Source organism: Polynucleobacter sp. es-EL-1, from assembly GCF_018687975.1.
In the GTDB taxonomy this organism is placed as follows: Bacteria; Pseudomonadota; Gammaproteobacteria; order Burkholderiales; family Burkholderiaceae; genus Polynucleobacter.
Window position 1 is genome coordinate 1,458,271 of the sequence record NZ_CP061310.1, and the last position, 23,482, is coordinate 1,481,752.

General features: G+C 44.3%; 21 protein-coding genes. 6 read left to right on the forward strand and 15 right to left on the reverse strand.

The window, feature by feature from the left end:
* Positions 1–43 precede the first annotated feature (43 nt).
* Both hyi and gcl read right to left on the reverse strand, forming a co-directional pair.
* Positions 44–832 (reverse strand): hydroxypyruvate isomerase, encoded by a 789-nt coding sequence (hyi, locus tag FD974_RS07530; protein WP_215364033.1) that lies wholly within the window; start codon positions 830–832, stop codon positions 44–46.
* Positions 833–858: 26 nt separating this feature from the next.
* Positions 859–2,649 carry a glyoxylate carboligase gene (gene gcl / locus FD974_RS07535; RefSeq protein WP_215364034.1) on the reverse strand — a complete coding sequence of 597 codons (1,791 nt, stop codon included), beginning with the start codon at positions 2,647–2,649 and terminating at the stop codon, positions 859–861.
* Positions 2,650–2,783: 134 nt separating this feature from the next.
* Between gcl and FD974_RS07540 the strand changes: the two genes are divergently transcribed.
* The gene (locus FD974_RS07540) at positions 2,784–3,707 is read left to right on the forward strand and encodes a LysR family transcriptional regulator (RefSeq protein ID WP_215364036.1); all 924 of its coding nucleotides are present in this window, start codon (positions 2,784–2,786) and stop codon (positions 3,705–3,707) included.
* Positions 3,708–3,774: 67 nt separating this feature from the next.
* Here the strand turns inward: FD974_RS07540 and FD974_RS07545 are convergent, their stop codons facing one another.
* The 5 genes from FD974_RS07545 to FD974_RS07565 form a co-directional block, all read right to left on the reverse strand.
* Complete coding sequence (locus tag FD974_RS07545) at positions 3,775–4,791, reverse strand: 2-dehydropantoate 2-reductase (protein ID WP_215364039.1); 1,017 nt, start codon at positions 4,789–4,791, stop codon at positions 3,775–3,777.
* Between the two features lie 170 nt (positions 4,792–4,961).
* Positions 4,962–5,399 (reverse strand): universal stress protein, encoded by a 438-nt coding sequence (locus FD974_RS07550; protein WP_215364041.1) that lies wholly within the window; start codon positions 5,397–5,399, stop codon positions 4,962–4,964.
* 121 nt (positions 5,400–5,520) lie between these two features.
* Positions 5,521–5,916, reverse strand: coding sequence for a VOC family protein (locus FD974_RS07555; protein WP_215364042.1), 396 nt, complete (start codon positions 5,914–5,916; stop codon positions 5,521–5,523).
* A 38-nt stretch (positions 5,917–5,954) separates the two neighbouring features.
* Positions 5,955–6,881 (reverse strand): hydroxymethylglutaryl-CoA lyase, encoded by a 927-nt coding sequence (locus FD974_RS07560; protein WP_215364043.1) that lies wholly within the window; start codon positions 6,879–6,881, stop codon positions 5,955–5,957.
* 29 nt (positions 6,882–6,910) lie between these two features.
* Positions 6,911–8,104 carry a CaiB/BaiF CoA-transferase family protein gene (locus FD974_RS07565; protein ID WP_215364044.1) on the reverse strand — a complete coding sequence of 398 codons (1,194 nt, stop codon included), beginning with the start codon at positions 8,102–8,104 and terminating at the stop codon, positions 6,911–6,913.
* A 424-nt stretch (positions 8,105–8,528) separates the two neighbouring features.
* On the opposite strand from FD974_RS07565, the gene FD974_RS07570 reads away from it, so the two are divergent.
* On the forward strand, positions 8,529–9,020 hold the full coding sequence (locus FD974_RS07570; RefSeq protein ID WP_215364045.1) for a Dps family protein: 492 nt from the start codon (positions 8,529–8,531) through the stop codon (positions 9,018–9,020).
* Between the two features lie 56 nt (positions 9,021–9,076).
* Here the strand turns inward: FD974_RS07570 and FD974_RS07575 are convergent, their stop codons facing one another.
* On the reverse strand, positions 9,077–9,727 hold the full coding sequence (locus tag FD974_RS07575; RefSeq protein WP_215366778.1) for a cupin domain-containing protein: 651 nt from the start codon (positions 9,725–9,727) through the stop codon (positions 9,077–9,079).
* A 161-nt stretch (positions 9,728–9,888) separates the two neighbouring features.
* Here FD974_RS07575 and FD974_RS07580 point away from each other — a divergent pair, with 161 nt between their 5' ends.
* Together FD974_RS07580 and FD974_RS07585 are read left to right on the forward strand one after the other, a co-directional pair.
* Positions 9,889–11,274: an FAD-binding oxidoreductase gene (locus FD974_RS07580; protein ID WP_215364047.1), complete on the forward strand. Its 1,386-nt coding sequence runs from the start codon at positions 9,889–9,891 to the stop codon at positions 11,272–11,274.
* Between the two features lie 60 nt (positions 11,275–11,334).
* Positions 11,335–12,102, forward strand: a complete 768-nt coding sequence (locus FD974_RS07585) for a DUF4239 domain-containing protein (RefSeq protein WP_215364049.1) — start codon at positions 11,335–11,337, stop codon at positions 12,100–12,102.
* Between the two features lie 48 nt (positions 12,103–12,150).
* Here the strand turns inward: FD974_RS07585 and FD974_RS07590 are convergent, their stop codons facing one another.
* The 4 genes from FD974_RS07590 to FD974_RS07605 form a co-directional block, all read right to left on the reverse strand.
* On the reverse strand, positions 12,151–13,944 hold the full coding sequence (locus tag FD974_RS07590) for an amidohydrolase (RefSeq protein ID WP_215364050.1): 1,794 nt from the start codon (positions 13,942–13,944) through the stop codon (positions 12,151–12,153).
* Positions 13,945–13,965: 21 nt separating this feature from the next.
* Complete coding sequence (locus tag FD974_RS07595; RefSeq protein WP_215364051.1) at positions 13,966–15,669, reverse strand: amidohydrolase; 1,704 nt, start codon at positions 15,667–15,669, stop codon at positions 13,966–13,968.
* Between the two features lie 338 nt (positions 15,670–16,007).
* Complete coding sequence (locus FD974_RS07600) at positions 16,008–16,190, reverse strand: 4-oxalocrotonate tautomerase (RefSeq protein WP_215364052.1); 183 nt, start codon at positions 16,188–16,190, stop codon at positions 16,008–16,010.
* 15 nt (positions 16,191–16,205) lie between these two features.
* The gene (locus FD974_RS07605; protein WP_215364053.1) at positions 16,206–16,976 is read right to left on the reverse strand and encodes a class II aldolase/adducin family protein; all 771 of its coding nucleotides are present in this window, start codon (positions 16,974–16,976) and stop codon (positions 16,206–16,208) included.
* 208 nt (positions 16,977–17,184) lie between these two features.
* Here FD974_RS07605 and FD974_RS07610 point away from each other — a divergent pair, with 208 nt between their 5' ends.
* A complete protein-coding gene (locus FD974_RS07610; protein ID WP_251374569.1) occupies positions 17,185–17,979 on the forward strand; it encodes an energy transducer TonB in 795 nt (264 codons plus the stop codon).
* A gap of 172 nt (positions 17,980–18,151) precedes the next feature.
* Positions 18,152–19,198 carry a selenide, water dikinase SelD gene (gene selD, locus FD974_RS07615; RefSeq protein WP_215364054.1) on the forward strand — a complete coding sequence of 349 codons (1,047 nt, stop codon included), beginning with the start codon at positions 18,152–18,154 and terminating at the stop codon, positions 19,196–19,198.
* A 71-nt stretch (positions 19,199–19,269) separates the two neighbouring features.
* Here selD and FD974_RS07620 read toward each other — a convergent pair whose 3' ends face one another.
* The 3 genes from FD974_RS07620 to FD974_RS07630 all read right to left on the reverse strand — a co-directional run bounded on the left by FD974_RS07620 (position 19,270) and on the right by FD974_RS07630 (position 23,479).
* Complete coding sequence (locus FD974_RS07620) at positions 19,270–21,150, reverse strand: nitrilase-related carbon-nitrogen hydrolase (RefSeq protein ID WP_215364055.1); 1,881 nt, start codon at positions 21,148–21,150, stop codon at positions 19,270–19,272.
* A gap of 243 nt (positions 21,151–21,393) precedes the next feature.
* Positions 21,394–22,509, reverse strand: a complete 1,116-nt coding sequence (locus FD974_RS07625) for a formylglycine-generating enzyme family protein (RefSeq protein ID WP_371817137.1) — start codon at positions 22,507–22,509, stop codon at positions 21,394–21,396.
* A 13-nt stretch (positions 22,510–22,522) separates the two neighbouring features.
* A complete protein-coding gene (locus tag FD974_RS07630) occupies positions 22,523–23,479 on the reverse strand; it encodes a transporter (RefSeq protein ID WP_215364057.1) in 957 nt (318 codons plus the stop codon).
* Positions 23,480–23,482 lie beyond the last annotated feature (3 nt).

Genomic DNA, 23,482 nt, shown 5'->3' on the forward strand with positions numbered 1-23,482 from the left:
TGGCTGCTTGTGCAGCGCCTAGTTAGCCATCATCTTACGGTATTTAGGCGTTGGCTTGGTCGTAAGGGCCCATCCAAGACAGGCCTGCTTCTGTGGTTTTGAGGGGCTTGTACTCACAACCAATATAGCCCTCATAACCGAGGCGATCGAGAAGCTCAAACAGGTAGGGGTAATGGATCTCCCCGGTACCAGGTTCATGGCGCCCAGGGTTATCAGCTAACTGGATATGGCCAATCCGGTCCAAATACTGCTCAATCGTTTTACCCAACTCCCCTTCCATGCGCTGGGCATGGTAGATGTCGTATTGCAAGTAGGCATTGTGAGCACCGACGGCATCTAACAGTGCAATGCCTTGGGCGGTCTTATTGAGATAAAACCCCGGGATATCAAAGGTATTGATCGGCTCAATCAGGAGTTTAAGGCCGACTTTATTGAGCTCGCTAGCTGCGTATTGCAAGTTGCCGACCAAGGTATCGTGGACTAACTGGGGATTGGCGCCTGCCGGGGTAATACCCGCTAGGCAGTTGAGCTGGGGAACCCCCAAAATCTGGGCGTACTCAATGGCTTTGGCTACCCCTGAGCGAAACTCAGCCACCCGATCGGGATGACAAGCAATGCCTCTCTCACCGGCTTCCCAATTACCGGCTGGTAAGTTATGCAAGACCAGTTTGAGGGCATTTTGATCTAAAGCGCTCTTAATATCAGCAGCAGCAAAAGCATAAGGAAAGAGAAACTCCACTGCCTGAAAGCCACCTAACTTAGCAAGCGCAAAGCGCTCTAAGAAAGGCTGCTCATTAAACAGCATGGTGAGATTAGCAGCAAAGCGCGGCATGGGGGTCCTTGGGTTGATTGTGGATCTTAAGATTGCAATACCGCAACAGGTGCATCTTCAATCGATTTTGCCAAAGGCTCAAATTCATTAATACTATCGATCTCAGTACCCATAGCAATATTGGTTACACGCTCTAAGATAACTTCAATCACAACTGGAACCTTGTATTCAGCAATCCAGGCTTCTGCTTGGGCAATTGCAGGCGCCAATTGCTCTTCCCTTTCAACACGAATAGCTTTGCAACCAAGTCCTTCAACTACTTTCACATGATCAACGCCATATCCTTTGACGATGCCAGCACTCTCTGGAATATTGACGTTATCAAAAGCTAACTGGACACAGTAGTCCATATCAAAACCACGCTGCGCCTGACGAATTAAACCCAAGTAACTATTGTTAACAAGAACCTGGATAAAAGGTAACTTAAACTGTGCGCCTACCGCTAACTCTTCAATCATGAATTGGAAATCATAGTCACCAGATAAGGCCACAATTTTTCTGGTCGGATCTGCGGCCCGAACACCCAAAGCAGCAGGCACGGTCCACCCTAAAGGACCAGCTTGTCCACAGTTAATCCAATGGCGTGGTTTGAAGACTTTTAAGAACTGTGCGCCAGCAATTTGCGATAAACCAATGGTGCTTACATAGGTAACGTCTTCACCAAAAGTTTGAACCATTTCTTGATACACGCGCTGAGGCTTCATAGGAGACTCATTGAAGTTTGTCTTGCGCTGATACTCAATTGAATTTTTTCTATCCAAGCATTCTGCTGCCCATTTACTACGGTCTTTGAGCTTGCCTGCTTTCTTCATCTCAGTAGCAACTTCAACGAATAATTTGAGTGCTGCTTTAGCATCCGAAACAATGCCGAAGTCTGGCGTGAATATTCTGCCGATCTGTGTAGGCTCGATATCCACGTGGATGAACTTACGTCCTTTGCAATAAACCTCAGTAGAGCCAGTGTGGCGATTAGCCCAACGATTGCCAATGCCCAATACAAAATCACTGGCTAACATCGTGGCATTGCCATAACGATGGGAGGTTTGTAAGCCAACCATCCCTGCCATTAATGGATGGTTATCCGGAATACTGCCCCAACCCATCAAGGTTGGAATCACTGGAATACCAGTAAGCTCCGCAAACTGCACTAACAAATCAGACGCGTCTGCATTAATAACACCGCCGCCAGAAACAATGAGTGGATTTTCAGACTCATTAAGCATTTCTAATGCTTTTTCAATCTGCTTACGAGTGGCCTGAGGTTTATAAGCAGGTAAAGGCTCATAGGTATCAATATCAAACTCAATTTCAGCCATCTGAACATCAATTGGCAAGTCAATCAATACAGGACCGGGGCGACCTGAGCGCATTAAATGAAATGCCTGCTGGAATACGCGAGGCACCAATGCGGGCTCCAGAACAGTCACCGCCATCTTGGTCAATGGCTTAGCAATAGATGCGATGTCTACTGCCTGAAAATCTTCTTTGTGCAACTTTGCACGGGGAGCTTGTCCAGTAATGCACAGAATAGGAATACTGTCAGCTTGTGCGGAGTACAAACCAGTAATCATATCGGTACCACCAGGGCCAGAGGTGCCTAAGCAAACACCGATGTTGCCAGGGGCTGCTCTGGTATAGCCCTCGGCCATATGCGAAGCACCCTCAACGTGTCTTGCAAGAACATGGGAAATCGATTGGCGCTCTTTCATTTGAGCATATAAAGGATTAATGGCTGCGCCTGGCACACCGAAAGCCTGGGTAACCCCTTCTTTCTCCATTACCAAAACTGCTGCCATTGCTGCTTTCATTTTTGCCATGATTCATCTCCCAATTTTGTTATGACTGAATCATCGACAAATTCACCCGGTTTGAGAACCTCACCAAATCTATATCTAGTATTCCTCCATGGAATAGTGTAAAAAGTCCTTTTTAGTACTGAGAGAATCTATTTATGGATCGCGTACAAGGAATTTCTCTTTTCATTAGGGTCGTTGAGACAGGCTCTTTTAGCAAAGCTGCTGAGGATTTGGGCATCACCCAGCCCACTGCCACCAAATTTGTTGCCAGCATGGAAAAACGCCTTGGCGTTCTCTTACTTCACCGTAGCACTCGTGGTGTTACCACTACGGAAATTGGGAAACTGTATTATGAGAAATGCAAGCTCATCGCTAGAGAAATTGAGGAGGCCGATGATCTAGCATCCCTCTTGCAGTCTAAGGTTCGCGGCAAATTAACCATTAGCTCATCAGTTGCTTTTGGACGTCGGGTGTTCATGCCTACCATTTTGGAATTCATGTCGCATCACCCAGAACTTGAAGTCAATCTCAATATGGATGACCGCTATATCAACCTCATTGAACAAGGTGTAGATCTGGCAATTCGGATGCGTCGTCTACCGGACTCCTCATTGGGCTCAAGAATGTTAGGGATGAATCCCTGGGTTTTGGTGGCCACTCCCGATTACCTGAAAAAAAATCCAGCCCCTAAAAATCCTAGTGATATTCGCAAACATCAAGCGCTCATCTACACAACAGTGCAAGGCGACCATCGCTGGAACTTTACTAACCCCAACGGAAAGACTGAAGTGGTTGAAGTGACTGGCCCCTTCACCTCCAACAACCTCTCCTCCATTTTGTCTGCCGCAAGAACCGGTATGGGTTTAGCAGTTTTGCCATGGTATGTTGCACACCAATCGGTCAAAGACAAAGTACTAAAGCCGATCATGGAGGATTGGTCTTTACCTACACAAGAAATTCATGCGGTATTTTCTTCACCGAAGCATGTACCCACTAAAGTCAGTCAATGCATCGACTGGCTACAAACTCGCTTTAAAGGCGAGTGGTGGAAAGGTGTTTCGGGTAGCAAGAACGAATAAAAAAACCCGCCCATGATGGGCGGGTGAAGTTACAACATAGGTACTACATGACTTCGGTTAGGAGAGCTTAAGCAGCCATAGGAAGGGCTAAACGCCCTTGCGATGATTGGACTCTCGTGTTTAGTAGCTTAGTTAAAGCAAAGACTGTGCTCAAACAAGGTGTTGGAGTGTCGGTAATTTGACCGAGCTCAATCACCGACCCCAGTAAGGCATCAATCTCTAAATTATTACCAGCTTCAAGATCTTGCAACATCGATGTTTTGTGTTTTCCAACTTTCTCAGCGCCGGCAATACGCCTCTCAATATCCACTCGAAAGGTCACGCCAAGCTTTTGGGCAATCGTTTGTGCCTCGGTCATCATGTTGCGCGCCAAATCTTTAGTTAAGGGAAACCGACAGATGCCTTCCAAATGCTCATGGGTTAGCGCACTAATCGGATTAAAGGTCATATTGCCCCACAGCTTTAACCAGATCTCCGCACGAATGTCTTCCAAGATGGGTGATTTAAAACCAGCCTCAGCCATCATCTGTGAAATGCGCTGGGCACGCTCTGAGATCGAACCATCAAGCTCCCCAATAGGAAAGCGGTTACCTTCTACGTGCTCGATCACACCTGGAGATTGAGCAATCGTTGCGGGGTACACCACACAACCCAGAATATTCGCAGGATTGATTTTGCTCATGATGGATCCAGCTGGATCTACTGTTTCTACAGCATGATCTTGATGCTGGCTATTGAGCCGCTGAAAGTACCACCATGGAATGCCATTTTGCATCGGAATTAATACAGTCTCCGGACCCATGAGATTAGCAAGATCATCAACAATGGGCTCTACTTGATGCGCCTTGACCGCCAGCATGACAACTTCAGGAGTCTCCTGAACGGCTGAAATACGATCAACAGCTTTGACATGCGCCACAAGCGGCTTGCTCTCACCCTCAAGTATTAATTGCAAACCTTTATTTTGTATTGCTTTGAGCGTCTCACCGCGAGCAACAACAGTGACATCATTACCAGCCTTCGCTAGCATGACTGCTAAGTAACCACCAATTGCCCCGCCTCCGCCAATAATGCAAATTTTCATGATGACTCCATAAGAACAATAAATTTTTAGTTGGAGCCATCATGTACAAAGTTTTAATTAATGAGAAGTCAATGAATCTCATATGTAATATTCCAAATGAGAATACCCAAGACAAACAAAAGCCACCCGAAGGTGGCTTAGTAGATATCCCTAGGGGGGAGTGAAAACCCTTAAATAACCACTACTGGAAGCTTGGAATGCACGATTACAGCATGTGTATCACTGCCCATAAATACACCCTTCAAACCAGTGCGTTTGTGTGAAGCCATCATGATCACATCAGCCTTCGCTTTTTTAGCGGCAGCCAAAATTCCTTCATACACTGTCGCGTTATATTCATGCAATGTTTTGACGCTGACATTTTTGCCAATCATCTTCGCTGCCTTAGCTAACAACTCATTAGCATGCTCTTCACAAGCTTTCTTGTGCCTAGCATCAGAGACCTTGTAGTCAGACGCTTTTTTAGCGTATACAAAAGGCGCTCTAGGATCGGAGACATAGGCCAAGGTGAGTGCTGCACCATCTTGCTCGACCAAATCGGCAATCATTTTCATTGACTTTGGAGTCACCATATCATCAACGATGGGGACAAGAATATTTTTAAACATCTGAGGCTCCTAATAAGGTTGAATTCTCAGTTTGCTAGCAAGCGAAAATGGCGTATTGATTTAAATCAAAAGATGTAGGAGATCTTAGATGGTGATGTGGATATAAAAATCTTGGCCAGATTTAAGTTAAAAGCTCACTAATTTCGATCAAGTTTTGATCTGGGTCTCTGACATATACCGAATTGATTTTCGCAGTCGCTCCCGTGCGAATGATAGGACCCTCAACAATCGGCCACGCCTCTGCCTTTAACTTGGCAATGACTGCATCCAAAGGTCTATCGGCTATAAAGCAAAGATCAAGTGCACCCGGCATCGGAATCTGCGCCTTAGGCTCAAACTCCTTACCCTTAATGTGCAGATTAATCTTTTGATTACCAAACTTAAATGCTTTGCGCTCTACCGGTGGAGTGCCGCCAATAAAACTCTCTAGACTCATTCCTAAGACACGAGTATAAAAATCAACGCAAGCATTTTCATTGGCTGTTGTTAATACAAGGTGGTCTAAGTGATCAATCATCTTCTATGTCTCTATGCATTTAGTAAAAAAGGGTGCATCTAACGTAGTTCATCAATATAGTCTGGCGCGGGATGTAAATCACAAGTGCTGCCTGCCTTGGCTACTTGACCAGGAACTGAGTGCCCCACAATTTCCGGCAACTCACGCGCCAACTTGAGCAATCTTGGGATATCTACTCCAGTCTCATAGCCCATAGCATCGAGCATATGAATCGCATCCTCGCTAGAAATATTGCCACTTGCCCCTGGTGCATAAGGACACCCACCGAGACCGCCCAAAGAACCATCAAAGCGAACAATTCCTGATTGAACTGCAGCCAGTACATTGGCCAAGCCCATGCCGCGAGTGTTATGAAAATGGAAAGTAAGCTGCAAATGACTAAATTTCTTTTGTAAATCCTCTGCCATCTTGGCAACCTGTGCCGGATTTGCCATGCCGGTAGTGTCGCAAATTGTGAGCCCTCGAACCTCCAAGTCTGCAAATCGCTCAACAAATTTCTCAACTACGGATTGGGGCACATTACCTTCCATCGGACAACCAAAGGCAGTTGATAAGGAAACATTGATGGGGGTTTTTCCATCTACAAAGCGAATCACCTCTGCTAGGCCGGCAAAACTCTTTTCACGACCCATTCGCAAATTAGCAAGGTTATGGGTTTCAGAGCTAGACATCACTAAATTGAACTCATCTGCACGAGATTCTAGAGCACGCTCTGCGCCCCTAAGATTTGGCACCAACACCGTATATTCGACTCCAGGAAAGCGCGCAATCTTCCCCATTACCTCTTCAGCATCACGCAGCATCGGTATAGCCTTAGGTGATGTAAAAGAGGTGACTTCAATTTTGGCAAAGCCACATTGGCTCAGTTCATCAATCAACCTTACCTTATCTTCCGTGGGTATGAAATGAGGTTCAATCTGAAAGCCATCTCTGGTAACAACATCATTGAAATATATTCTGGTCATAAGATTTACTCTGCTAATGGTTCAATGAATTATTTAGTAAATGCAATACCACGCTCTTTAAGAGAATCAATTTGCGCACTCGTTAAACCAATACCGCGCAAAATATCATCGGTATTCTCGCCAATATTGGGTGCAAGCGTTCTGATTGAACCTGGCGTACGAGAAAGCTTTGGGATGACCCCTGGCACATCCAATTGGCTGCCATCATGCATCACAATCGTCTCAATATTGCCACGCGCCCTAAAATGTGGGTCATTGGCAATATCAGCAACGGTATAAATTTTGCCGGCAGGTACTGCAACTGTATCCAGGCGTTTCAGAGCTTCGTCAGTGGTCATGGATTTAGCCCAATCACCGATGGCTTGATCTAATTCTGCAACACGAGTAACTCGGCCATCATTATTTTCCAGCGCTGGATCATTTGCTAAATCATCACGCCCAATCATCCCCATCAAGCGTTTAAAGATACTGTCGCCGTTACCGGCAACCAATACATAACCACCATCTGCGCACAAATAGGCATTACTTGGAGCGATGCCTGGTAAGGCGCTACCACCGGCCTGTCTGACCTCACCGAAGGCACTGTATTCAGGCAATAAACTTTCCATGCAGTTAAAGACGGCTTCATAGAGCGCAATATCAATGACTTGCCCTAGACCACTACGATGACGCTCTTGCAATGCCAATAAAATTCCGATTACGCCATGTAAGGAAGCCAGTGTGTCACCAATACTTACCCCCACACGCACCGGAACCCTCCCAGGCTCAGCCGTCAAATGACGCAGACCACCCATTGCCTCGGCAACTACACCAAAGCCGGGCTTATCTCGGTATGGGCCAGTCTGACCATAGCCGCTGATTCGCAGCACAATCAATTTGGGATTGAGTTCCAACAAGTGATTGGGATCTAAGCCCCAGCCCTCCAAAGTTCCAGGGCGAAAGTTTTCAATCAATACATCAGCTTCAGTAATCAGTTTTTTAACAATCTCTTGAGCCTCTGCTTGTCGAAGGTCGAGCGAAAGAGATCGCTTATTACGAGATTGAACTTGCCACCAGACAGAAGTGCCCTCTTTTAACAAACGCCACTTGCGCAATGCATCACCCGTTTTAGGTGCCTCGATCTTAATAACATCAGCACCAAAGTCGGCTAAGGTCTTTGCAGCGAATGGGCCAGCAATCAACTGCCCCATTTCAATTACCTTTAGGTTGCTTAATGGCTCCATGGGGTTTCCAAGTAAATATTGACTCTCATTATGCTTTTTTATACCAGCAAATGGATCTGCCTAGTCAGAAAAGAATTCTTTATCCGGGAGTTTTAATAGGAACCCTAGAATCAGAAAATAGCCCATTAGCTCAAGCTGCAAAGCAGTCCGGAGCTGGTGTGAATTAAGTTATCTAATAAATCGATCAATATAGTCAATATTATTAGTTTGACCAAATGAGACATTCAGCCCACACTGATCTCAAGGGCATTAATAACGCAAGATAAAAACTAAGCTGGAGGTCTGAAATGATCAAAGCAATTCAAGCATCAAACCCAATAAGACTTGTGATAGGGTTAGTCATTAATCTATCTGGTCTTGCTATTGGCGTAAGCCAATATTTAATTTAATTCACGCAATTTATTAGTATTTACTGGAGGTAATTATGGCTACAAAATCTACATCATCAAAAATCGATATCGGGATCAATGAAAAAGACCGCAAGGCAATTGCCAAAGGTCTTTCTGAGTTGCTAGCTGATAGCTATTCGCTATATCTTATGACCCATAACTTTCACTGGAATGTAACGGGCCCACAATTTAATACGCTGCACAATATGTTCATGACTCAATATACAGAGCAGTGGAATGCCTTAGACTTAATTGCAGAGCGTATCCGCGCCTTAGGCGAGCATGCTCCAGGAACGTATAAAGAGTTTTCTAAGCTAACTTCCATTCAAGAAGTAACTGGGACACCCAAGGCAATGGATATGGTCAGGCTATTGGTAAAAGCTCAAGAGACTACCGCTAGAACTGCTCGCAAATTATTTCCATTGGTTGAAAAAGCAAGCGATCAGCCTACCGCGGATCTGCTAACCCAACGACAAGATGTCCATGAAAAAACCGCTTGGATGTTAAGAAGTCTTTTGGAAGAGTAAAGGCGTATTACCCTAATCAGCCTACTCATTGCCCTAAAAGGCATTTGAGAGGCTGATTACAGCAAGTGCCCAGTCTTCACAAAAATTGTGCAACCTTCTTTGCTAAATGGCTGGTGCAAACTCATATGAGGGCTACGTATCCAAGAGCCCGCAGGGTAGCGACCATGCTCATCCTCAAAGACACCATCCACGACAAAGATTTCTTCACCACCATAATGCTTGTGGGGATTGAAGAACGTTTGCGGTGCCCACCTCACCAAAGTAGATCCAGAGCCTTGTCGCATTAAGGGCATTACCGTTAAACCAGGCACCATTCCCTGAAACCACTCAGCGGTATTGGTGTCCACGATTTCACGCTCAACACAATCAGCCCCAAGATGTCTAAGCTTTACAAACAAAATGCAGCCCGTCTCACTAAAGGGGGCATGTGAAGATCCGGGTGGATTCATGATGTATGAGCCAGCAGGATAATCTCCCGTCTCATCACTAAACACCCCATCTAATACTAAGATCTCCTCACCATATTCATGCACATGCGAGCTAAAGCGCGCCCCAGGTTGATAGCGCACTATCGAAGTCGCTTTTGCTACCTCATCTCCAATACGGTCGAGCATGCGCCGCTCAATACCTGACTCTGGACTGTGCACCCAAGGCAAGTCATGATGATTCATTACTACTCGCTTGCTATAGTCGGCATGAATATCCATCATCTATCAACCCTTACCTTATCTTCTTTTAATATAAGGGAAAATCCCTTGCAGAACACCTAAATTCTGATTAACAATTTTTACTTCAAAATTCCTAGATATATTCAATAATAAATTGAATAATGGAAACATGATTGAAATAGATCAATTCGATTGAACTTATGAACCAGCCCTTACCTTCTGAATTTATTCAAAAACTCTCTGAATTGTTTGGGGAGCGCTTCACTACTTCGAATGCCGTTCTTGAGCACCATAGTCATGATGAGTCTTCTTACCCCGCAGTAATGCCTCAAGGGGTCGTCTTTGCCAATACCACAGAAGAAATTGCTCAGCTAGTTAAATACTGCAATCAGTATTTAGTACCAGTCATTCCAGTTGCTGCAGGCACATCCCTTGAGGGTCATGTATTACCAATACATGGCGGCATTGCATTGAATATGAATAATATGAACCAGGTTTTAGGCGTATATCCTGAAGATCTGATTGCAGTAGTTCAACCCGCAGTACGACGTAAACAACTTAATACTGAATTAAAAGATACTGGCTTCTTCTTCCCGATAGATCCAGGGGCGGATGCTTCAATTGGGGGCATGACGGCTACTAGGGCATCTGGTACTAATGCGGTTCGCTATGGCACCATGCGCGAGAATGTTTTGGCACTAACAGTTGTTACTGCCACCGGCGAAATTATCCGAACTGGTACTCAAGCTAAAAAATCATCCGCTGGTTATGACCTCACTCGTCTTTATGTGGGTAGCGAAGGAACTCTTGGCATCATTACTGAGGTGACACTCAAGATTTACCCTCAACCTGAAAATCTCGCTGCAGCAATTTGTAGCTTCCCATCCATCATAGATGCGGTTTCATCAGTAATTCAAGTAATTCAATTAGGAGTGCCAGTCTCCAGAGTTGAGCTGGTCGATGAGCTAGCCATTCGTGCAATCAACCAATATAGCAAGCTCAATCTCAAAGAACAGCCTACCTTATTCTTTGAATTTGGTGGCTCAAGTCAATCCATCAAAGAGCAAACCGAGTCAGTACAAGAAATTGTTAAAAGTTTTTCCGGGGAAGATTTTGAGTGGGCCACACATCCAGAAGATCGTGCTCGTCTCTGGCATGCAAGACACAATGCCTACTTTGCTTGTTTGCAGTTACAAGCAGGTTCTCGCATCATGAATACCGATGTTTGTGTGCCTATTTCTAAATTAGCGCAGTGCATCGAAGAGACCCAGCATGATTTGCAGAATTCATGGTTAAAAGCCCCCATACTTGGGCATGTTGGCGATGGCAACTATCATGTCCTCTTAGTGATTGACCCTAATAATCCTAAGGACCTAGAAGAAGCAGAACGATTAAATTCCCTGATCGTACATCGCGCCCTCAAACTTGGTGGCACCTGCACTGGAGAGCATGGTGTAGGCATGCATAAAATGGATTTTCTAGTGGATGAATATGGTCAAGATGCGATTGATGTCATGCGCAGTATTAAGAAGGCCTTAGACCCAAACAATATTCTCAATCCTGGCAAGATAGTGAAGATGGCATAGCTAAACTTACCCACTAGAATAGAATCTCAATATCCCCTGTAAGTTAATAAGCGAGCTTCCTTGCAAAATTTAGCCGAACAATTCGAGTTTTTAGCAATCGCCTTGCTGATTGCTTTTTTTACCTTCTCAGCTGTATTAATTGCCTGGTTCTTTGTGAGCCCCAGTAAGCGTAAGTTGGCTGAACCTCTCGAGGGGGTTGTTGCGCCCTTCTTTAGTCTTCCGGCAGTGCTTTTTTCTCTGATAGCAGCGCTCTTGGCAACATCCGTTTGGGAAAACTATACGATCGCCACTAAAGCTATTCGCAGCGAGAGTCAGTCAATTATGACTATTATTAGTTTGGCCAATAGCATCCCTAGCCTGAAAAATAACCGGCTAGACGAAGCTTCTAAGCAGTATGCGAAATCTATTATTGATGATGAATGGGACACGCTTTCGAGCCGTCAAGTGCACTCACCCATCACACATAAGTACTTTGAAGATTTACGCTCCCAAGTATTTAGTGCAGTTGATAGCCTTCAAAATACAGCAGAATCTAGGGCGCTATTTAACGCTTTTCAAACCATTAATACTGCTCGAGAAACCAGACTGGCATTTGTCTCATTTGATATTCATCACATCCGATGGTATGCCATACTATTTCTAGCCCTTTTGGTACAAATCTCAGTCGCTCTAGTGCACCTATCTAAACCAAAAGCCCTCATCACCGCGCTGATTATTGCTACAGCTACAGTTTTAGTTCCGATTTGTATGATTGCCCTCACATTGAGTAGTCCATACCATGGGGTAATTGCTATTTCGAATGCTCCATATTTGGAAATTTTAAAATAGCATTTTTTCTAGAGAACTCAATAACTGTCTCTATGACAAGGCTTTCATTTACTCAAGCGGTCTTGGCTTTTTCGTCTCAGAAACAGGAATTACCTTCCCACCAAGAACGGTCGCATGCACAGCAATATCTTTAATTTTGATTGCTGCTACGGTTAGCGGATCGCTATCGAGCACCGTAAAGTCTGCAAATTTACCAGCCTCGATGCTTCCAACCTTATCCTCAACGCCCAAAGTATAAGCAGCATCAAACGTGATCATTTTCATCGCATCCATTACGGTAACTGCCTCGGCTGGGGCCCATACTTTGCCATCGCCATAAACATCCCGACGTGTAACTGCGGTCCAAGCTTCTTTTAGTGGGGCCGGCGCAGATACTGGAGCATCAGAGTGAATTGAGGTTGGGATTCCGTTGCGCACTAGAGTACCAAGTCGGGTGGCATAAGAAGCACGATCAACACCCAAAGCTGGGTACTCCAGCTTAGCGCGTTCAGATATGTAGGACATATTCGCACTCACCACTGCACCCAGAACTTTGATCTTCTTGACCATAGCTAAGGATGGAATACCAAAATGGTTAATGGTGTAGCGATGGTCAAAGCGTGGCTTGGCATCAATCATTAACTGCAAAGCATTGATGGAATTTTGGTTACCAATATCTCCATTGCTATGAATATGAATATGAAAACCAGCATCCCACCATGGCCTCATGGCAGAAGCAAAGTCATTGGCAGATTGATAATTAGATGAGCCTAAGCTTCCATTGGTATAGCTAGGGTGCTCCATGCGCATAGTTTCAGGTAAATATCCGCCATCACTATAAAACTTCACCCCTTGAAAGATAAGACGATCATTATCTAAGGCCTTCAGATTACTTGCCTCTGCAATTGCTTTATCGCCATACTTTTGAATGAATGGCTCTGCATACACCACTGGAACAATTCGCAAAGCAGCATTGGGAGATTTGCTGAAGGCTTGAGCAACCTTCTTTTCCATATCGATATTGAGCGTTCCAAATGCTAAATCACCGGAGGTGGTAATACCAGCCTGCTGCATTAGGTCATTGATATACATATAGTCATTAGGAATCTCATTGGGCTTCATAATGTCTTTACCAGCAACACTGAGCACGTACTGCATGGCGGGAATCTCTAAAAACTGGCCATTTAATTGACCGTCTTTATCAATCCCGATGCCTTTAATATTTTTGACTTTTTCTGGTGTGATGTCATAACGCTTAATCATGGCACTGTTGACATACATATCATGACCAGAGGAATCCCAAACAATGATTGGCCTTGTAGTAGAAGCTTGATCTAGCAGCTGACGATCCGGAATCTTACCCATTGCCACTACGTCATAACCCCAAGTCAATAAGGTCTCGTTAGGATCCTTCATGGCATCCGAATACTGCTTTAACTGCGTCATTGCTGCCTGCAAATTAGCCACCCCCGGGAAGGGCTTACCCCAAGGGTTAGGCATGGGAGAGGGGCTCAAGAGCGGTTTATTAAAGAGGATCCCGGCAAGTAATGGGTGCGCATGGGGCTCCACAAATCCTGGGTACATCACCTTGTTAGCAAATTGTCGATTAATGTTCGTTGGATACTTATCAGTCCAAGGCTTCATATCCTCCAAGGATCCTACCGATAAAATGCGACCATCTGCCACAGCTACCGCAGTAGCATTAGGAATGGCCGGATCCATCGTCACGATTTTTTGAGCAACAAAAACAGTGATGTTTGAAAGCTTGGGAGTTGACGGCGGATCGAGTAACTGAACAGCCGCAACACTTCCAGAGAAAAGCCCCACTGAGAATAAACAAAAAAATGTTGCTTGCAAATTCATAATGCGCTTACATCCCTATTACTAAAGACTGACAGGCTTACCATCAATCCAGGTTTCTTTAACCTTGATATTGCGAATCTCTGCCGGCGGTGTCTTGCGGGGATTCTTCTCCAACACAACTAAGTCAGCCTGTTTTCCGACCTCTAAACTACCCACGATATTATCGGCAAAAATTTGATAGGCAGCATCAATCGTTACTGCGCGAAGTGCATCATCAATCGTGACTGCCTGCGTTGGGCCAAGAACCTTTTGTGGTGGCAATTGCCAGAGGCGCGTTACCTCTTCGCTCACATAATTTAAAGGGCCGACATTAGATACCGGGGAATCACTGTGTAATGTAAATTTGCCACCTGCACGTTTAAAGTCGCCAGCAGGATCAATTCGTTTAGCCCGTTCAGGTCCGAGGATATGGTCATTAAAGGCTGATCCCCAATAGTTCACATGGCCAATAGTAAAGCTGGGAACAACGCCTAACTGCACGGCCTTTTGAACTTGTGATTCATTATTTACCGTGAAATGCTCAATACGTAAACGGCGCTCTTGAGGCTTAGGATTTCCAGCTAACAGCTTTGCATAACTATTTAAAGCTTGATCAATTGCCTTATCGCCGTTGGAGTGTGAAGAAATTTGCCAACCTTGATCAAAGTATGACTTCATAGAGGCATATATATCTGAATCTTTATAGTTGAGGGATCCACTCCACTTAGAATCCTTCGGATAACTATAGGGCTGATTGAGCGCAGCGGTTAAGCCCTGAGTAGAGCCATCCGTAATATATTTCACACCAATGAAGCGCAACTTATCATCGCCGTCATTCGGTTTAATAGTTTTATATCCAGCTGGCAAAACCTCGCTAAACAAATAACCACGTACTCGAATTGGTGATGCATTCTTAGCAAAGATGCTTCTGTAAATGGCGATTTCTTTATCAACGCCAAAATTACCACCAACACTCATATCAGAGGCCGTGGTCACTCCAGTAGATGCCATTTTTCTCATAGTGCCCTGGATTGCACCAAATAATTGCTCCTCCGTTGGGTTTGGCATCTTGGCCATAAAGGGCAAATAAGTTGGCGGCTCAACTAACTTCCCAGTGAGATTGCCTTTGGCGTCCTTGACGTAGATACCACCCCCAGCAGGATTAGGCGTCTTGTTAGTAACCCCAGCAAGCTCTAAAGCCTTATGGTTAACATAGCCAATATGACCTGATTGATTGACGATAAAAATCGGCACAGTCGTAGATACCTTATCTAAATCATCCGCCGTGAGTTCGGACATAAAAGGGGTGGTGCGAGATGGATCAACACCAAATCCAAATAACCAACCGCCAGTAGGCACATTCTTTAATCCTGCCTTCATTTTTTGAATTAAGGTTTCCTTGGTGTCATAAGGCAATGTGAAGTTACTTAAATTTAAACCCAAGCCTTCAAAAACTGAGGTGACCACAATATGAACATGTGGCTCGACAAAGCCCGGCATTAAGGTTTGACCTTTCAAATCAACTACCTTAGTACTATTTGATTGCCACTCCTTCACTACAGAATCTTTTGACCCAACGGCAACAATCTTGCCGTTTTGCACAGCCAAAGCTTGAACCTCTTCGTTTTTGGCATTGACTGTCACGATTGGACCGCCGTAAAAAATGGTGTCCGCATTTCCTTTGGCAAATACCAAAGCGCAATGGGTCATTAATAGTGCTGATAGTAATTTTGGGGCAAGTTTCATGATGGGCTTTTTCAAAGGTAATGGAGTAATTACATGAGAATAACAAAGGTTAATTGATCGGAAACGAAATTAACTTACTAGGCCGCTAAACCGGTCATTCTTGTTGGGCCTTATGCCAACGATTAGCTCCACTAGATTGCCTCAATACTGATGTTTAGTGCCCTGCCCTGCTTTATACACAAATTGATCTATTGGAATGACTTTTAAACCATTTGAGTTAAGTCTAAGAGTGATCAGTTAGCGCAAGCATTAGCCAGCGGTTTGCGGCATCTCTATAGCGAATATGAATTGCAATACGGAGCCCATATTCATGAAAAGTACTGACCAAGTAATATTGCTTAATCACTCCAAAGTTTGCCAGCAGTGGCCCAGTCTGATTTTTTCACTTCTTGATAAATCACATCTACCGATTCAGCTGAGCAACCAAATATCTTTACAGCAGCCTCTGTAATAGCAATGGCATATTCTCGCTTAACCTCAGTACTGCGCCCTTCAAACAACTGAATTTGAATTAATGGCATAAGCCCTCCTTTGAATTAGTAAAATGAATTGATTAAGTAACGTTGAAATGCTGGCCACTCTATTTGACCTTCAGCATCACCATCCGCGCATAATTGTTCGTAGGTTTGAGTGCAAATAGAATTATTAGGAAAATGTACTTGGTCGAGATCCGAAATCTTTAACTGAATATTGCAGGCTTTATCTAGGGTATGCATGAGATAAAAGGCTTGTGCAATTGTGAAGCCACAGACCAGACTGCCATGATTTCGTAGTAAGGCTGCTTTCTTATTACCTAAATTAGCAATGAGTTCACTTTGCTCAATGGCTGATAGAGCTAAACCTTGATATGGATGATAGGCAAGATCATGATAAAACCGCATGGCATGTTGCGACAAAGGCAGAAGACCTTTTGCTTGTGCAGATACAGCAATACCAGCCTCATTATGTAGATGAAATACACACATAGCATCACTACGAGCAGTGTGGATAGCGCCATGAATCGCAAACCCAGAAATATTGACCGGTCCAGCACCATTCAAAATATTACCCAAGACATCTACTTTGACAAGATTGAAAGGTGTTACCTCCTCAAACCTCAATCCAAACTGGTTGATTAAGTAAGTTTGAGGTTCACCAGGAACAACCGCAGAAATATGGGTGTAAATGCCATCGTCCCACTGCATTTTTGCCGAAAGTCTATAACAGGTTGCCAAGTCAATGCGTGCCTGCTTTTCTTGGGCAGATATTTCTCCCAAGCAATCCCAGGATCGATTGTGGATTGAAAAATAATGTTCAATATCACTCATGTGGTCTAGCTACGAATCTCTTTAATTTGTGTTTTTCAGACTATAAATTGATTTTGCACTATTTCTAAATCTGGACTGTAGAAAGAAATTAAAATGATTCTGATAAGAATATAGTCTTTAAGCAAACAAGTGCTGAAATATCCATGGCATTATCAAAGCACTGAAGTAAGCCTATTAATGTAATCAATACAGCCCAAGCTCCCATCAATTGATCAAACCAAATCGGCTTAGCTCCTATCTCTTTATCGGCTTATCAATTGCCTTCCACCTCAGCCTCATTCTGATGTGGGCTGTATATGAAGGCTTTATTGATGTAAACCCCAATGATAAAAGTCCAGACATTATTGAGGTTCGCCTAGAGGAACCTATACCTAAGAATAATAGCGATCTAAAACCCAGCCCTAATGACGATAAACAACCCGCGTCTCTAGCAGCGCCATCAGCCCCAACAGCAAAAGAGTGGGCCTTTGCCTCAAAGTACACACTGAAAAATAGCAAAGGTTATCGCCATTCTTTTGGCCAACAAGTCCGTAGCATGATGGGGACCGCTGTGGAAGGCCCCGATCAAGGGCATGTGAGATTCAGAATCGAAATCGCTCCTAATGGCAGCATTACTAAAGTAGAGACACTTTGGAAAACCTCAGATAAGGCAGAGCAACTGGCGAGAAAAGCAATTAGCGCGATGACAACTCTCCCGCCCACGCCAACAGGCAAACCACTCATATTTGAGAGAACGATTTCATTTACGCCTTTTGCCTCCAATGATGTCCCAATCTACCGAAATGATTGCCTGCCCGACCCACCATTATCTGGCAATCCTTTTGTTTGGGATGGTAAATCGCCGCGAGAGACCAAACATATTCAGTTTTCTGAAAAACCCAGTCCTGAGGCGCTGGCTGAATGCCTTAAACAATTACCCCAAGACTCTGTTGAAGGAGTGGCCGCCCACAATCAACGTCAATTCGACCAATGGCGATCAAGTAAATTCGATCAAAAACAGTAGAGAGCTCTAACAGATTGCCACTAACAGTGCTGAGGCTTAAAATTGGCCATGCCCAGATCTTTAGCTGACGACTATCTTTTGTATTCTCCCGATCCACCTGCGTCAACTTTGGCACAGTGGCTTGAAGCGACTAATAACATCTCTCGCCTAATTTTTACTGAATATTAAACTTATGACCACTCTCTATAACGGACGCCTTACCTCTTTATCTCATGGTGGGGGATGTGGTTGCAAGATTGCACCGGGCGTCTTGAGCGACATCCTCAAGTCTTCACCGATTCGTAATCTACCTGCTGCGCTACTTGCGGGTTCCGATAACAATGAAGATGCTGCTGTCTATCAAATTAATGAACATCAAGCCATCGTTGCGACAACCGATTTCTTTATGCCCATCGTCGATGATCCCTTCGAGTTTGGTCGCATAGCTGCAACCAATGCCATTTCAGATATTTATGCCATGGGTGCGCAACCCCTTTTTGCACTCGCACTTTTAGGCATGCCTATTCAAGTTTTACCCTTAGACGTCATTCAACAAATCACTGCTGGTGGTGAATCCGTTTGTCATGACGCTGACATCATGATTGCTGGTGGCCATTCCATAGATACGGTAGAGCCAATATACGGCTTAGTAGCAATTGGTATAGTGGATCCCAAAAAACTGAAGCGCAATAGTGGCGCCCAAGCAGGTGATAGCATCATCCTCAGCAAACCATTAGGCGTGGGCATTCTTTCAGCAGCGCTGAAAAAAGAGCTGCTCTCAGAAGCAGGCTATAAAGAGATGATTGCACTCACTACCAAACTCAATAAGCCTGGTGTTGCACTCTCCCAGCTTGATGGCGTTCATGCCTTAACGGATGTAACCGGCTTTGGCTTGGCAGGGCATTTGCTAGAGATGGCTAGAGGCTCACATTTAAAGGCGGAAGTAAATTGGAGTGCTATCCCAGTGATTGAGGAAGCCATTAAGCATGTGCAAGCAGATATCTTTACTGGTGCCTCTACCCGGAATTGGGCTGGCTATGGCGATGAAGTTCAGCTTGCTAGCAATCTAGGGCTCTGGCAACAAAACCTGCTGACCGACCCACAGACTAGCGGTGGCTTATTAATTTCTTGTGCCCCAGAACAAGAGGCGCAAGTACTCTCCATCCTGAATACTAGCGGCTTCACTAGCGCAAAGAAAATAGGTCAATTTGTGGTGGGTCACGGTCTATCTGTTGCCTAATCAGGTAATAGGATTTATTTTTCCCATGAAAAAACCAACCTTCGGGTTGGTTTTTTAACTAAGTAAGACTGCTACCTTTTACCAGCTGCCTTTGGGCACATTTCTGGATTGGTGGAGTCTTTTTGCCACTCTTTAAAACAAGCACCTTGAGGGTCTAGAGTTAAAGGCGTGGCTTGATCCCAACGTCTAGCAACCACTAGCTTTTGTTGATTGATCCATAAGTTATTTTTCAGATTTGTTTCAAATAGCACTTGGTGCGCCATCTCTTTATTCGGCGCGATATTGGGAGGGTAAAAACCCTCTTCTGGTACCAGGGAATATAGGGCGCTTGCAGCAAATTCGCCAGACTCCTTTGGGAGATAGTTAGCTACAAGCGTATAGGCTTGAGAGTACTTTGCAATATCAAACCACATATACATGCCTCGATTGCTAGCTGCTGGCACCAATCCTTTAGGAATATTCACTTCACCGCCATATGCTTTCCCATCGTACATTGCTGGGATAAGGATAAGATTCGCTCTATTTAAAGCGTAAACTTCCGTTAGCTCAGGAATACGCACCTCATCATTGAGCATGATGGCAACTCTACCTAAGTCATTGGTACTAAATACAGGCAGATCATTACCGGCAGTAGCCCACTTCTGCTCATCAGCATTTAAGTGCGATTTACGATACACGCCAACTTGCTTGCCATTGAAGTCAAGTAGGATCGCAGTCTCATAGTATTTTCCATCCTTTAACTCTGGCATTGAAAATAAAAGATAAGTCTTATATTTTTTAGCAATATCAGCAGCCAAGGATACACTCTTACCATCAAGACTCTCGGCATATTGAGCAATATTCTCTTTATTGAGGACTACTTTCCCCACAAATGAATTAAATGGCAGTACTACGAGATTAAAACCATTGGGATTAGCCTTAATCAAGCCATCTACTTTCTTAGCATTGGCATTTACATCACCATTGACTGGATCATATTGAACTAAAAGGGCTGCAATTTGATTCTGAGAGTTATTAGTCGCTGGATCATCCGGCGCTTTATATAAGTTATAGATGCCATATAGCTCGGGTCTGCGATGCTTTAACCAGAATTCTTTTTGATCGCTCTTTTTGGCTGTATCAATTGTGGCGTAAATAATTTGAGGATCACGAGGCTTAGTCCAAGTGGATGCCTTTGAGCTAGCGAGCTGTTTACCACTACTGCCCATGATAGAGGAGCCACCAACGAACTGATCAACAAATTGAATCTGCGGGATGCGAACCAAGCCAGCCTGATTTGCGGCAATAGTATTGACACCAATCCAAGGAGATAAGGTAGCTATGTTTCCAATGGTAGAGTGATTTCCAATACTGGCCTTTTCAAATTTAGGCATTGCATCGGAACCAATTGGCATTGCCAATATATCCATTCCACGCAAACTAGGAAGCAATAATGATTGCAGGCGGCTATCATCAAAACAAATCAGCATGCCTATTCTGCCGATCTCAGTATCAAAAACGGGAAAGCCAAGATTTCCGGGGGTAGCCGTTTCAAAATCCCCAGGGGGCAATTGATTTTTACGGTATTTACCTATGTAGCCCTGAGGCCCGATTAGAGCGGCCGCATTATGAGTTAATCCGGTTACTGGATCATTTTCATACAAGCCAATCACAACATAGTTGTTGTATTTCTTCGTGATCTTTTCCATCGCTGCAGTCGCTTTACCTGGAATCGTATCCGAGTCCTTTTTACTGGCGATAATCCAACCCGTTACAGCAACCTCTGGCAGAACAATTAACTTAGCCCCATTCTGAGAGGCAGTCGTTACTTTCGTGACTATCCCATCGATATTGGCCTGTACATTCTGTTCGACAGGATTAAATTCAACGGCAGCGACTTTGATTTCGGCAGCTTGAATAGTAGCTGGGGATAAGACCAAGAAAGTAAGGAGTAATGCAGCGATTTTTTTCATCAGCGAGATTGATTGGTTTTAGTCCAAAAACTATATCAGATACTATTGCAATGAATTCAATTGAGATGTACTGAGTAAAAAATACCAACCCGAAGGCTGGTATTTTCATTTCTGGTGGGCCCACCAGGACTTGAACCTGGGACCAAAGGATTATGAGAGCAGAAGCCCAAGGTAACGCCATATAAAAAGAGGCTTTGCGGGCGGTCAGTGTGCAAGCAAATGTATTTTGAAATTTATTTAAATTTACTTTGCAGCATCTTTTGCCAATCGAAATCCTAAATGCGACATTGGACTAAATGGATCCGCTCCACGTCGTGCGCTAGGGCGATAGGATTGGCAATAGTCCTCGTTACATAAAAAGGAGCCGCCACGAATTACCCTTTTGGGCGCATTGCTTGGCACACCGTAATCATCTGGGTCATATGAATTACTGGGTCCAAGAGGATCATTTATTACATTTCTACCAAATTCCTTGGCTTGCATTGCAAAATAATCGGCACGATACCAATCAGCAACCCACTGCCAAGCATTACCGGTCATATCAAATAAGCCATAACCATTTTGAGGAAAGGTTCCGACGGAACTGGTACCTAATGCGCCACCAGCTTTAGGGCTAATGGCTGGATTAACTACCGGGAAAGGTTGTTTCCTTACATCCCAAATATTAGCGGGCAGCTTGCCATCCTGCTCCAATTGATCACCCCATACATAAGTTGCTTGATCTATACCGCCTCGTGCAGCGAACTCCCACTCCGCTTCTGTAGGCAATCGCTTGCCTGCCCATTTGGCATACGCCAAAGCATCTTCGTAGCTCACTTGAACTACTGGATGATTTCCCTTGCCATCAATATTGCTTTGCGGTCCAGCAGGGTGTCTCCAGTTTGCCCCGGGTACATAAGCCCACCATTGGGAATAATCATTGAGATTAACTTTCGCTTTCGTACCAACAAAAACCATGGCTCCAGGCACAAATACTGAAGCAGGCGGCTTAGGAGTTCCGGGTGGGAGTTGTACGCGAATGGTTTCCCAATCAGGAATTCTCTCTGCCGTAGTTTTGTAATTAGTCTCATTTATAAATTGTGTGAATTGATCATTGGTGACATGGCCCATATCCATCCAAAATCCAGATACCCTTACTTTATGCGTAGGTCTCTCATTAGTTTGTGCCTTTTTGTGATCGCTTCCCATAAGAAATTCTCCGCCAGGAATCCACGCCATTCCTTTGGGTCCGCTGACACCATCACCAAGACGAATTTCTGGGGCTACTTTCTTAGATTTTGGAAAGAAGTTGCTCAATGCTAAAAAAGCACTACAAACTAAGGCGACAATCACTAAGATCAATAAAATACGACTTTGTATGATCTTCATACTGCTACTTTCCTAGTGGAATACTGATGGTTGCAATTGTTGCATAGCCTTCTACTCGATTTTGAGCCCAGAACTCTTTATAAGCACGCAAATTAATATAGGCTTGTTTTTTGCCTATATTAAATAAGTATCCAATCTGCGGGCCAATCGCTGCAATTCGAGATTTAAAAGCGCCGACCCTATCTCCACTTCCTGAATCAGCGGTGAGCTGATAGTACCCATAACCCGCAATACCCACTTGCCAGTTTTGTGACACAAATTGTGAAATAGACCAATCAAGGTGTGAGTCTATGCCATTTTTATAGTTAGTTTGAGGATTGATCCAGTTATACGTAGCGCCTAGCAAAGCAGAAAACTCACGGCCAGTAGTACTGTTCAAGTAGGTATATCCACCGCCAGCATCAATCGCCGCATGACCTATTCCAATACTGGATAGACTTGTTGAGTTGTAAGTACCCAATGGTATATCGCCCGTTACATATGTCTTGTAATTATTATTACCTTGATTCCAAGTTAAGCTAGCCAGTGGATATATATCCGTCCCTCCATCACTCGTGTTGGCACGATTGAATTGCGCATTAGGGTTTGTGGCGCTTATTGATGCAGTTGTAGTATTTGCACCAGGCCCCCAACCAAAACCAATATATGGCTGCCCACCAAGAATTTTTTCTTCTCCAACATAACCCAGTTGCATCAAAATCAATGATTCTCTTGTACTGACTCCGGCATTCAGACTTGTGCCGTGTTGAAAAGTTTTTGATTTATCTGCCTTCCCGCTATAGACATAAGGGATCGCCACCAATGACCATCCAGTTGCCATTGGTACGGCTGCCATACTGGCATATTGACCAGACATCCAAAAGGGGACGCCACCTTCGTCAGCATATGCGCTCAACGAAAATAAAGTAATCCCCAAAAGAAAAAAAGGCCCGGCAATTTGACGCCGGGCTTTACCAATCATTTT